Genomic DNA, 12,458 nt, shown 5'->3' on the forward strand with positions numbered 1-12,458 from the left:
CTCTGGATTGAAATCCAGAGCTTTTTTATGCATAAAACTTTTTTTGTTATTAATGATGATGGAAAAGATGCATAACCAGTGCAAGAGAAACTCCTAATACTACCAGCCCAATCTTTACCCAGTCAATATTATGATTTTTATTACTTTCAAAAATAATCACTGACGAAATATGAAGGAAGATACCACCTACAATCGCCAGGAAATAAGGTTGAAGGTTTGGATTAAAATAGTTTCCTAAAAGCATTCCCATAGGAGAAGCAAGGGCAAAAAGTGCTACAATCAATAGTGATGGGTAAGATGATGAACTTTTTGATTCTCCTTTTCTGTTGAACAAGAATGCTCCCAGAATAAATGAAATAGGAAGATTGTGAAATACAATTCCCAGAAGATAAGGAGATAATTCATGTTGTTCATTGGCAAGAGGAATCCCTTCAATAAAAGCATGAATAAAAAGTCCTACCATTAAAGCCATTGGTAGAATATTGTGTTCGCTATGATGGTGAAAGTGACCATGTTCAAAACCTTTGGTAAGAGCCTCCAGGATCATTTGCAGAAGAACTCCCGCAATAACGAATATTCCCAGATTGCTTCCTGCTGAAGAAGTATAGACTTCAGGAAAAACTTCATTCAGACATATTGTAATCAGGAAGCCGGCACTTAAAATTAATAAGTTTTTAGCCAGTTTTTCCTTTTTACCAAAGTGTTTTCCCAGAAACACACCGGAAATCACACTTAGAATCAGTAAAAGTACTGTTATCATTATTTTTTCTTAAATAAATTGATACAACGTGGGGAGCTTTCTTTATTAAATTCGTTCAGCTGATAATCTCCCCAGATTTTTATTCTCTCGAAACCACATTCTGAAGCATAATTATGAATGGCTTCTAATGTATGAAGCTTTACTTTTTCAAAGAAATGAAAAGATTTTCCCTCTGTTTCAAAGCGGATATCTTTAATAACATGTCTTCCTTCAATCTTTTTCAGGATTTTAAAATCAATGTCATCACGGGTAATAATCGTTTCAGGAACCAGTGTATTTCTTACATATTCTTCATTCAGATAATCCAGAACAAAGTATCCTTCTGGCTTCAATGCATTGTAAACAGATTGAAATACCTTTTTATCATCATTCTCATTATCAAAATATCCAAAACTTGTAAACAGATTGAAAACAGCGTCCATAGGATCTGCATCAATTGAGTTTCGCATATCATGAACCTCAAAAATCAAAGTTTGATTTTCATATTGTTTATCAGACTCAATACTTTGTCTTGAAAGATCCAGTCCCAAAACATCATATCCTAATTTATTAAGGAAAACGGAGTGTCTTCCCTTTCCACAGGCAAGATCAATGATCTTGGATTGAGGCGGTAACTGTAAGTCCGCAGTAAGTTTTGTGATGAAGTTTTCAGCTTCAGTATAGTCTCTGTTGCTATAAAGCAAATGATAATAAGGGGTATCAAACCAAGATTCAAACCATTCCATAACGCAAAAATAGTTAAATTTGTGGTCTTAAAAGCAAAGTATTTTATAACATTGAAAGATTGAAAAATTCGATTGAGTGAGAAATTGAGTGGTTAATTTTTTGATTGTTAATGCTTTAAATCTTTTAATTCAAAATTATGGACATAGAAAATCTACAAATACAGATAAAAACATTCTTCGGACTGGAACAGATTCTTGCAGAAGAAATCAAAAAATTAGGAGGAAGAAAGGTAGAAATTAAAAACAGAGCAGTAAACTGTGAAGGAGATCTTGGTTTTCTTTATAAGATTAATTACTCTGCGAGAACAGCATTGAAGATTTTGGTGCCGATTCATCAGTTTAAGGCTTTTAATCAGCATCAGTTCTATGACAGATTATTTAAATTTGAATGGGATGAATTTATGGATGTTGACCAGTCATTTTCTATTGATGCAACAGTAAATTCTGAAACTTTCAAACATTCTCAGTTTGTAACGCTGAAAATGAAGGATGCAATTGTAGATTATTTTCAGGAAAAATATAAAAGACGTCCGAATGTAGAAACCAGAAATCCGGATATTAAGTTTCACCTCCATATTGACAGAGAATTGGTCATGATTTCTATGGATTCTTCCGGAGATGCTTTATTTAAGAGAGGATACAGAAGAGAACAGGGTGAAGCTCCGATTAATGAAGTACTGGCAAGTGGAATGCTACAGCTTGCAGGATGGGACGGGAAAGGAAATTTCCTTGATCCGATGTGTGGTTCCGGAACATTGCTGATTGAAGCGGCAATGATTGCTATGGATCTTCCGGCACAGATTTTCAGAAAAAGATTTGGGTTCCAGAACTGGAAAAACTATGATGCTGATTTATTCTCAAAAATTAAAGAGTTCAGAATTAACAGGGTAAGAGAATTCAATGGGAAAATTGTAGGATATGACATTGATGCAAGAATGCTGAATGCTGCAAGAATGAATGTAGAAGCTGCAGAAATGGAAGATGTTATTGAAATTAGAAAGCAGAATTTCTTTGATTCAAAAAAGGATCTTTTCCCTTTATTAATGGTATTCAATCCGCCATATGATGAGAGAATTTCCATTAATGATGATGACTTCTATAAAAAGATAGGGGATACGTTTAAAACAAATTATCCTAACACCCTTGCATGGTTGATTTCATCTGACCTTGAGGCGGTGAAAAAGATCGGTCTGCGTCCTTCAAGAAAAATCAAACTTTTCAATGGAAAACTGGAAACCAGATTTTTACAATACGAAATGTACGAGGGAACGAAAAAGATTCATAAATTAGAGGATAAATCATAAAATATAATTCTAAATTATGTCTTGGAATATCTTAGAAGTTGTAGGTAGTATAGTGGATGTAATCTCTAATACCAGTAGTGGCTCAACGAGGATTTCCAGTGCCAGTAAGAAAGATAAGAAAAAAGATAAATATTTTACTGAGAAAGTCAGCGCAAGATTCATTCTTGCTGCTGCTGTTCTCTTTTTTATCGTTTTTTATAAACCATTGCCAGTAGGAGATCAAACAACAGCTTTAATTGTGTCTTCATTAATAGGAATAGCCCTCTCAGCTTTACTGTTTTTTCTTCTGAATCTTATGGAGCTTTACTATTTCAAAAGTATTTTCAAACTGCTTCTTTTCAGTTGTTCTGTTATTGCTTTTTTTATAGCTTTGGTGATGTGTGTCTATTATAAGTCTGGAATATTTATTTAATATTATAAAAATTAATTCTTCCAATAAGCTGTTAAACTGTTTGTGGTTTCCTTCACGAATAAGTAATTTTGAAAAATTTTCAATTTGAAACCTAGTATTTCCATTGTTGTTGCTATCTATAACCGAAAAGATGAACTTTTTGAGTTACTGAATTCTCTTACTCAGCAGACTGATAAAGAGTTTGAAATCATTATTGTTGATGATGGTTCCTTGATCGATCTGAAACCTACAATCCAGAATTTTGATGAAATGCTTGATATTAAGTATTTCAAGAAAGATAATTCAGGACCTGGGCTTACGAGAAATTATGGGGCAAAAAGAGCAGCAAATGAATGGTTGGTTTTTGTGGATAGCGATGTGATCGTTGAAAAAGATTATATCGAAAACATTAAAAAAGATATTCAGACGATTCCTTGTGACGCATTTGGAGGCGCAGATAAGGCGCATAAAGGATTTAATCTGATGCAGAAAGCGATTTCATATTCTATGACTTCTGTTTTTACAACGGGAGGAATCAGGGGCAGTAAGAAAGCTGTTTCCAAATTTCAGCCGAGAAGTTTCAATATGGGAGTGAAAAAATCAGTCTTTGAGAAAGTAGGTGGATTTTCAGAAATGAGAATAGGAGAGGATCCGGATTTGTCTATGACTCTTTGGGAAAACGGATTTACAACAGCTTTTTTTGATGATATTGCAGTTTATCATAAGCGTAGAGTAGATTTTGGAAAATTTTCTAAGCAGGTTTATCAGTTCGGTTGTGCAAGACCGATTCTTAATCAGAGACATCCGAATTATGTGAAGATTTCCTTTGCTTTTCCAACATTGTTTATGTTGGGGTATATCATGGGATTTATTGAGTATTTCCTTTTGGGAAGAGGAATTATACTTGCCTTTTATGGTTTGTATACTTTTTTAGTGCTATTTCATGCTCTTTTATTAACTAAGAATATCAGTATTGCAGGAATGGCGGTCATTTCTACCTATATTCAGATGTTTTCTTACGGATATGGGTTCCTGAAATCATGGATTCTTTTGAATGTGTTTAAGATGAAGCCCGAGGAAGCTTTTCCACATCATTATTACAAGAAATAATAGCTAATCTATGTTTCTATGTGGTTGAATAATTTTTTCCCGCGCAGATTCTCCAGATTTTTGTAGCGCATTACATGTAATATTTACGCTAAAGCTGATGGATTTTTGTTCATTATTGTAAATGGGCTAAAGCCGATTTCTCTTGAATTTATTGATATAGTTCAGCATTCATATATAATAAAAAATAAAGAGGGCTGTTTCCTTGGAAACAGCCCTCTTTTGTACAATAAAATTTAGGATATAGAAAGGTTTTCATGGCTAAGAACACCTACTTTTAGCATGCATTCTTTCATTTTATGATAGGTTCTTTTAATATCGTGATCCAAACCGATAGAGAATCTGATTAAACCATCAGAAATCCCGATTGAAGCACGTTCTTCTTCCGGAATTTCAGAAGAAGTGGATTTTCCAGAACAAGAGAACAGGGTTTTGTAGAAACCAAGACTTACGGCAAGGTAACCCAGGTTTTCTGTCTGCATCAGCTCCATCAGCTCATTAGCTTTTTCTGTGGTTCCGGCATCTAAGGTCAGTAGTCCGCCGAATCCGTATTCCTCATCGATCATGCCTTTCATTAGCTCATGATTCTTATGAGAAGGTAATCCTGGATAAGAAACTTTTAGTCCGTCCTGTTCGAATCTTTCAGCCAGATACATGGCATTATGACTGTGTTGTTTTATTCTGATATGAAGCGTTCTCAGGTTTTTAAGAATGCTTGATGCTCTCAAACTGTCCATTGTAGGACCAAGAAGCATGCATGCACCTGAATTTACATTTTTAGTATCATCTATAAATGCCTGTGTTCCGCAATATACACCACCTACAGTATCACTGCTTCCGTTGATGAATTTTGTTAAACTATGAATAACGACATCAGCACCGAATAATTGTGGTGAAATGGAAAGAGGAGAGAAAGTATTGTCAACAATTAATTTTAAATTGTGCTTTTTACAGATTTCTGAAAGCTTTCTAAGATCTGCTACTTCTAACAAAGGGTTGCTGACACTCTCACAATAGATCACTTTTGTATTTGGAGTGATCGCATTTTCAATAGATTCAAAATTATTGATGTCTACGAAAGTAGTTCCTACATTAAATTGTGGTAAGAAGTTTTTAAGGAAAGCGTAGGTTCCACCATAGATGGTTCTGCTTGAAATGATATGGTCTCCGCTTTTGCAAACCTGCATAAGAACAGATGTGATCGCTCCCATTCCGGAAGCTGTAACATTTGCCGATTCTGTATTCTCCATTTTGGCAAGTGCCTGTGCCAGATAAAGGTTCATCGGTGATGAATGTCTGGAATATAAATAACATCCTTCTGCATTTCCTTCAAAAGTATCAAACATGGTTTTTGCTGAAAGAAATGTATAGGTAGAACTGTCGGAAATAGAAGGGTTTACTCCTCCGAATTCACCAAAATACTGAAGATCCTGGATCTCGTTGGCTGCATTAAAATTTTCCATAAGTATTGTTTTTATTTTACAATCCTAATTTGCGTTATTTTCATAATTATTACAATATAAAATTGAATTTATAGAATATAAAACTGTAAAATATTGTTTATTTAGAAAATATAATTGTTATCTTCGGAAATATTAAAAATCAACCAAAAAATTATCTATGGAACTTGACGAAATTGATAAGAAACTGTTGTTGTTTTTGCAAGAAGACTGTAAACAAACCACCAAAGAGCTGTCTGGTAAGCTGGGATTATCAGTTACTGCTGTTTATGAACGGGTAAAGAAGTTGGAAAACTCGGGCGTGATCTCAAGATATGTTGCGTTGTTAGACAAACGAAAGGTAAAACTTGATTTTATAGTATTGTGCCATGTAAAATTAACACAGCATAAGAAAGAATTTGTTCTTCAATTTGAGAAAGAGGTGATGAATCTCCAGGAGGTTACGGAATGTTTTCACATAAGTGGTGATTATGACTATATCCTTAAAATAGGCGTGAGAGATATTGAAGACTACAGGAACTTTATGCTGACGAAACTTACGACGCTGCAACACATCGCAAGTACGCACAGCTCATTTATGATTTCCGAAGTAAAAAATACGACGGCAATTGTTTTATAAAATTAAAAAGTCAGAGAACAGTATAGTTTATAATTTACACCAGAACTCCATTTTTAGAAGCAATAGGATCTGGTAAATCTGTTTCTCCGGTCATTTGAAGAAGATCAATTTCAATGGTTCGGCAGATGGAAAGCATTGGAACGTCAAACATTAACCCAGCAAAAGGGTTTTCTGAGTAATCACCCACAAGCTCCATAATGATGTAAATCCAACCGATGATGATACAGAAAGGAATGGATGTCCAGATTCCCCAATCTCCAAGCTTTGCAAATTCATTAACTAATCCTAATGGAAGTAATGTGATGAACAGGATGTTGAAGACAAATGCTGTACTGGCAAACTGTCTTGGAGAAGGAAATTTTTTGATTCTTTCTGCTTGCCCCTGAAAACCATAGAACTCATTCAGCGTGTTTTGAAGCTGAGTTTGATTGAAGTCTGTGATGGCATTCATGTTTTTCAGTTCATTGATATCTTTTGCCTGTTGAGAAATCAGATACGTAGCAAAGTTTTTATATTCATTTTTCAGCTCATATTCTTCCTCTGAGAGATATTTGTGTAAGAAAATAGGAGCTCTTCCATAATCAGGGAATCCTGCTTTGATCAATCTGTTTCTTCTGAGATTGATATTTCCGAATTTATTATTTTCACTGCTGATGTGTTCCCATTCTGTAGGAACCAAAAGTTGTTCACGGAAAGTGTAAAGCCACGCAATATGACGGTAAATGATCTTTTTTTTGCGATCTTCTAGATCAAATGTACCTATTTCTTCATTTTTTGTGTCAAAAGCCTGAACCATTGAAGCAAAGGAACGGCTTGAATTTACGATTCCACCCCAGATTTTTCTCGCTTCCCAAAGTCTGTCGTAAGCCTGGTTATTTTTAAAACCAACAAGGAATGCTTCAGCAGTACCGATCAATGCAACCGGAACCCACGGAATTGTCATCCAGTGCCAATTAAAGAAATAAAATAGAACGGCAATCAGAGTACACCATATAGAAATTAGTATAAGGTGTGTTCCTGATAAATTAAGAACTTGTTTATAGTTGACGTACTTTGTAGTGATCATAGGGAACGTAAAATTTGGAGTGCATACAAACAAAATAGATACCAAAACCGGGCTATCTGTTCTGTTTATTAAAATTAATAAAAAAACCTCTAAAAAATTAGAGGTTTTGTATAATTAATATGCGAACATTTCTTCGATCTTTTTGCTGAGCTTTTCAGCGTTTGGAAGCATTTCTTTTTCCAGTACCAGATTAATAGGAACAGCCGGAGTATCTAAAGATCCCATTGCTTCTACCGGAGCATCCAGATATTGGAAGCAGTTTTTGGAAATTCTGTGAGCAAATGCTTCAGCAAAAGAGTTGTTAAGCTGCTCCTCTGTCAGAACGATACATTTACCGTGAGCTTTTACTCTTTCAAAAACCAATTCTTCATCTAAAGGAATTAAAGTTCTTAAATCAATAACTTCAACTCTTCCATTGAAATTTTTTGCAGCTTCTTTAGCCCAGTAAACTCCCATTCCGTAAGTGACGATCAATAAAGTTCTACCTTTTTCGGTCTCATTTTTATCAGCTTCAATTATTACTTTACCTTTTCCAAACGGTAAAATATAGTCTTCTGCCGGTTCTATAGTCTTAGCATCTTCGGTTCCCGGAACTTTGCTCCAATATAATCCTTTATGTTCTAACATTACTACAGGGTTCGGATCGTAATAAGCCGCTTTTAATAGTCCCTTGAAATCGGCAGCATTACTTGGATAAGCGATTTTAATTCCTTTGATATTGGCTAAAATACTTTCCACACTACCACTGTGGTAAGGACCACCTCCTCCGTAGGCTCCAATTGGAACACGGATGATATTGCTTACAGGAAATTTTCCTTGACTTAAATAACTGGATTTTGAAATTTCGGTGATCAATTGGTTGATTCCCGGGTAAATATAGTCTGCAAACTGTACTTCAACGATCGGTTTTAATCCTACGGCACTCATTCCCGCTGTAGAACCGATGATATAAGCCTCCTGAATTGCCGTATTGAAAACTCTTTTACTTCCGAATTTTTTTCCTAGTGTTACAGTCTCACGGAAAACACCACCGATTCTTTCACCTACATCCTGTCCGTAAAGAAGTGCTTCCGGATGTTTCCACATCAATTCCTGTATCGCATGGATGGCAGCATCTACCATTACAATTTTTTCCCCGTTGGCAGGTTCTCTTGTGCCTGTTTCCTCAGTAATCGGAGTAGGAGCAAAAATGTGCTGCATTACTGTTTCAGGCTTCGGATCTTCAGCGTTTTTAGCTCTTTCAAAAGCTTCTTCAGCATCAAGGCGTGCTCTTTTTGTGATTTGTTTTAAAAGATCTTCGTCGACACCCGCTTCAAGCAATTGTTTTCTAAGGATTTCTCCCGGATCTTTAGCTCTATGTTTTGTTAAATCTTCTTCGTCTCTATAGAATTCTCTTCTTACTCCTGAAGTATGGTGCCCGATTAATACTGTTTTTGCACAAACAACTAAAGGTTTTCTCTCAGTTCTTACAAAGTCAACGGCTTTTTTCATAGCCTCAAAACTTTCAGCAAAGTCAGTTCCGTCCACTCTCATCCTGCTTAATCCTGAAAATCCAGCTACGAAATCATAAGCATCACAAGTTCTGGCTTCTTCTTTGGTTACGGAAATTCCCCATTCATTGTCTTGTACAAGAAAGATAATAGGTAATTGATGTAGGGCTGCAAATTGTAAAGCTTCACTTACTTCACCTTCGGTCACGGAATTATCTCCAAGGCTACAAACTACTACAGGATTGTTTTCAAAATTCTGAAGTTCAAAATCCTGAATATACTTTATACCCTGAGCTACTCCTGTTGTAGGAATAGTCTGCATCCCTGTAGCGGAGCTCTGGTGGATGATCTTTGGCTTGTTTTCGTCCCTGCTTGAAGGGTGTGAATAATAAGATCTACCTCCGGAAAAAGGATCGTCAGCTTTAGCCAATAATTGAAGCATCAGTTGGTACGGTTCAAAGCCGATTCCTAAAAGGATGCTTTCATCTCTGTAATAAGGAGATACCCAGTCTTCTTTTTTTAACTGGTAGGCGGTTGCTAATTGGATGGCTTCGTGGCCTCTTGAAGTACTGTGAACGTATTTACAGATATTTCTGTTTTCTTCGTAAATGTCGGCCATTGCTTTAGCCAGCATCATATGATTGTACGCTTTAAGTAAAATATCCTGAGAAACTTTTTCGTGAAGTGTATTTTCCATAGGAGACAAATATACATAAAAAAACAAAATACTAACAACTGTTAGTATTTTGTAATAAAATTATGGTTTTATGATTATTCTTTAATGACTTTTTTAGTGATCATGTCTTTGTCTGTTTTTATTTCGATGATATAAATTCCTTTTGTATATGTCGATAAATCAATTATTTCCTTTTCGCTATTGATTGTTCCGCTTTGTAGTTTTTTGCCGGACATATCATAAATAATAAATGCTGATTTTTTAGGAGCTTTTAGAATGTTTGTGACATCTTTTGTAACGGAGGGTGAAATGATAAGGTTACTTAAAGCCCCCGGTTTATATTTCTTTTTTGATTAAATAAGATCTAATTCGAAATTTTTTTGAACTATATAAAAAAAGGATACTGAATTCTCAGTATCCTTTTTTTAGTGTTAATGATTAAAAAAATTATTCTTTAATCACTTTTTTAGTTACTACATCTTTATCGGTTTTTACTTCAATGATGTAAATTCCTTTTGTGTAAGCTGATAAGTCAACAGATTCTTTGTCACTATTGATGTTTCCGCTTTGTAATTTTTTACCTGAAAGGTCATAAATTGTGAATGTAGATTTTTTAGGAGCATTTAAGATATTAGTTACATCTTTAGTAATAGAAGGTGCAATAGCAAGCTCGCTTAAAGCTCTGCTGCCTTCTTTAGTTCCTAATGAACCTGCAGTATGACCTGTTACAATGATTGAGTAGTTTTGAGGAGTTGCCACACCTGGAGTAGCGTTGTTTACCAATGTTCCTTTGTGGAAGATTTCAATCTTGTAGTCTCTTCCCGTTACAGGAGCATCAATAATTACTTGTTCTACATTGTCAACATTGTTATCACCTTTAATTGCTGGAGCTGTTGGATTAATAGGATTAAGCTTCCATGGCATGTATACTGTATTTGTAGTGGTGTCAGTAATTCTTAAATCTAGGTCATTTATAAGTCTAGAACTTCTGTTATTGTACGCAGATTCCCAACTGATATTTTGAGGAAGTTTAAATTCTGGGTCAATCCAGGAAATCGTTACTTTAAGAGGTTCACTTCCTGAAGCTTTTACGATTTTGGTATTTGTACTTCCGTTATTTAAAGTCTCTTCATTGAAAATTACAGTATTATTAGACTTTCCAACTAAAAGTTCAGCACCTTTTTTCGCGTTGATGTATCCCCAGCCATACCATGCATCAGGACCTACAGTTCCTGCTTCAGATGCTGAATGTACTGTCAATGTTTTAGCTGTAGCAGCGTTCATATCTGCATTATTAAACATTGATTTGTATATCTGCATCCAAAGTCCGATAATCCCTGTTACCTGTGGTGCAGACATTGAAGTTCCGCTGTTGATTTGCCAAGCAACGCTTCCTGTAGTGTTTTGAGCAGTTGATGCCATCCATATATCTGATCCTGGAGCTGCAATATCAGGTTTAATACCTCCGTCATCTCTAGGTCCGGCACTACTATAATCAGCTTTTACAACATCTGTTGAAGCGGTATATCTAAAATTATTTGTAGTGATAACTTCTGTAGCAGCTACGACAATAATGTTTTTAGCTAGAGAACCAGGTCCTATACAGTCTCCACCATTACCACAGTTTGTTGCTGGCAGGGTATCTGCTGCTGTAAATAAAGTAAGATCTCCATTTTCGTTTGTGTAATACTTAGGTGCTGCTGATGCACCTGGTAAGGCAGGTCCCATACCAAAATAATTACCTGCAGATTTTACAATAACATTTGTAGGGTTGGTATATACAATGTTATCATAGTTTTGATCATTAGTAAAATAGGTGCCTTGCAGATCAAAAGTAGCATAAGGTTCAGTAGCGGTAGCAGGATAGTAATCACCATTCCAAACCAGAGCGGTTGCGTCGGAAACAGTTGCAATATCCCATCCAGCATTATTTCCATAGGAGTGGTTAGAGATTTTTGGCTGAGCTATGACAATTTTTTGAAATACATTACTAGTGGCTGTATTACCAGGTAGGATCGTTGTAGCAAATCTATAAGAATTCATTGTTGAATTTAATGCTATTCCCATTGCATTTCCGTGGGTTTCTGTCCCATCAGGTGCTGTTGCAGTTAGTGGAGATGATTTTGCACCTACAATACTAGCAACACCAGTAGCATGTGCACTGTATGGATTTGTATCAGCTTCTTTGTTAGTAATTCTGCCAGCTGTATTACTAAATGCAGGGTGTGCGGCATAAATTCTTCCTCCATCAAATATGGTATAAAGTATTCCTTCTCCATTGAAAGATCCTGCTAATCCAGCAACCCCCCCCGCTGTAGTTAAAGCATCTACATTATTGTTCAAAATTTGACTTTGATCATCTGCCTGGTAGAAATAAGGCTTGTTACGGAAAAATCCTGCTAGGTTAGCTTTTTCTTCTTCAATTTTTTTCTGAATGTCAGCTGACTTTGCAGTGTTTCCATACTTTTTTGCAACATAAGAGTCAAACTTAGCGCTATTCTCTTTGTTTTGTCTTTCAAACTCTCTTTTTAATCCTTCATTGTTTTGCGCACTTAGCATTGAAATAGCTAAAGTGCCGACCAAAAGTAAATGTTTCTTCATAATGGTTGGTAAAATATTAAAAAATTGTAATTGTTCAAATATATGTTAAAATTATTTAATTAGCGTTATTTTTATTAAATAATTATTGTTTTAAGTTGAGTGTTGTGTGGTTGTTTAATGTTTTGTTTTGTATTTTTTGTATTTTTTTTGTGTTAATTTTATTTTTAAATATGTAAAATATTAATCATTCTTTGTATTGTGGTTTTACATTAGTTATTGGAAAAAATGAAGTAACTTTACATTCTCTTTTTTATAAAAG

General features: G+C 35.2%; 11 protein-coding genes. 4 read left to right on the plus strand and 7 right to left on the minus strand.

Annotation, left to right across the window (positions count from 1 at the left end):
• Positions 1–49: 49 nt before the first annotated feature.
• Together BBI01_RS05815 and BBI01_RS05820 are read right to left on the minus strand one after the other, a co-directional pair.
• Positions 50–757: a ZIP family metal transporter gene (locus tag BBI01_RS05815; protein WP_065394135.1), complete on the minus strand. Its 708-nt coding sequence runs from the start codon at positions 755–757 to the stop codon at positions 50–52.
• Positions 758–759: 2 nt separating this feature from the next.
• The gene (locus BBI01_RS05820) at positions 760–1,485 is read right to left on the minus strand and encodes a class I SAM-dependent DNA methyltransferase (protein WP_065393734.1); all 726 of its coding nucleotides are present in this window, start codon (positions 1,483–1,485) and stop codon (positions 760–762) included.
• A gap of 137 nt (positions 1,486–1,622) precedes the next feature.
• Between BBI01_RS05820 and BBI01_RS05825 the strand changes: the two genes are divergently transcribed.
• The 3 genes from BBI01_RS05825 to BBI01_RS05835 all read left to right on the plus strand — a co-directional run bounded on the left by BBI01_RS05825 (position 1,623) and on the right by BBI01_RS05835 (position 4,290).
• The gene (locus BBI01_RS05825; RefSeq protein WP_065393735.1) at positions 1,623–2,789 is read left to right on the plus strand and encodes a THUMP domain-containing class I SAM-dependent RNA methyltransferase; all 1,167 of its coding nucleotides are present in this window, start codon (positions 1,623–1,625) and stop codon (positions 2,787–2,789) included.
• A 16-nt stretch (positions 2,790–2,805) separates the two neighbouring features.
• Entirely contained in the window at positions 2,806–3,201 is a 396-nt protein-coding gene (locus BBI01_RS05830; protein WP_065393736.1) for a hypothetical protein, read from the plus strand.
• A gap of 84 nt (positions 3,202–3,285) precedes the next feature.
• Positions 3,286–4,290, plus strand: coding sequence for a glycosyltransferase family 2 protein (locus BBI01_RS05835; RefSeq protein WP_065393737.1), 1,005 nt, complete (start codon positions 3,286–3,288; stop codon positions 4,288–4,290).
• A gap of 233 nt (positions 4,291–4,523) precedes the next feature.
• Here BBI01_RS05835 and BBI01_RS05840 read toward each other — a convergent pair whose 3' ends face one another.
• Positions 4,524–5,750, minus strand: coding sequence for an aminotransferase class I/II-fold pyridoxal phosphate-dependent enzyme (locus tag BBI01_RS05840; protein ID WP_065393738.1), 1,227 nt, complete (start codon positions 5,748–5,750; stop codon positions 4,524–4,526).
• 157 nt (positions 5,751–5,907) lie between these two features.
• On the opposite strand from BBI01_RS05840, the gene BBI01_RS05845 reads away from it, so the two are divergent.
• Positions 5,908–6,366: an Lrp/AsnC family transcriptional regulator gene (locus tag BBI01_RS05845; RefSeq protein WP_065393739.1), complete on the plus strand. Its 459-nt coding sequence runs from the start codon at positions 5,908–5,910 to the stop codon at positions 6,364–6,366.
• A gap of 34 nt (positions 6,367–6,400) precedes the next feature.
• On the opposite strand, the gene BBI01_RS05850 is transcribed toward BBI01_RS05845, so the two are convergent.
• The 4 genes from BBI01_RS05850 to BBI01_RS05860 form a co-directional block, all read right to left on the minus strand.
• Positions 6,401–7,432 (minus strand): bestrophin family protein, encoded by a 1,032-nt coding sequence (locus tag BBI01_RS05850; protein ID WP_065393740.1) that lies wholly within the window; start codon positions 7,430–7,432, stop codon positions 6,401–6,403.
• Positions 7,433–7,546: 114 nt separating this feature from the next.
• Positions 7,547–9,619 (minus strand): alpha-ketoacid dehydrogenase subunit alpha/beta, encoded by a 2,073-nt coding sequence (locus BBI01_RS05855; RefSeq protein WP_065393741.1) that lies wholly within the window; start codon positions 9,617–9,619, stop codon positions 7,547–7,549.
• A gap of 74 nt (positions 9,620–9,693) precedes the next feature.
• Complete coding sequence (locus BBI01_RS22310; protein ID WP_083190020.1) at positions 9,694–9,912, minus strand: T9SS type A sorting domain-containing protein; 219 nt, start codon at positions 9,910–9,912, stop codon at positions 9,694–9,696.
• A gap of 133 nt (positions 9,913–10,045) precedes the next feature.
• Positions 10,046–12,199 carry a S8 family peptidase gene (locus tag BBI01_RS05860; protein WP_065393742.1) on the minus strand — a complete coding sequence of 718 codons (2,154 nt, stop codon included), beginning with the start codon at positions 12,197–12,199 and terminating at the stop codon, positions 10,046–10,048.
• Positions 12,200–12,458: the final 259 nt, after the last annotated feature.

Origin of the sequence: Chryseobacterium artocarpi (assembly GCF_001684975.1) — a bacterium.
Classification (GTDB): domain Bacteria; phylum Bacteroidota; class Bacteroidia; order Flavobacteriales; family Weeksellaceae; genus Chryseobacterium; species Chryseobacterium artocarpi.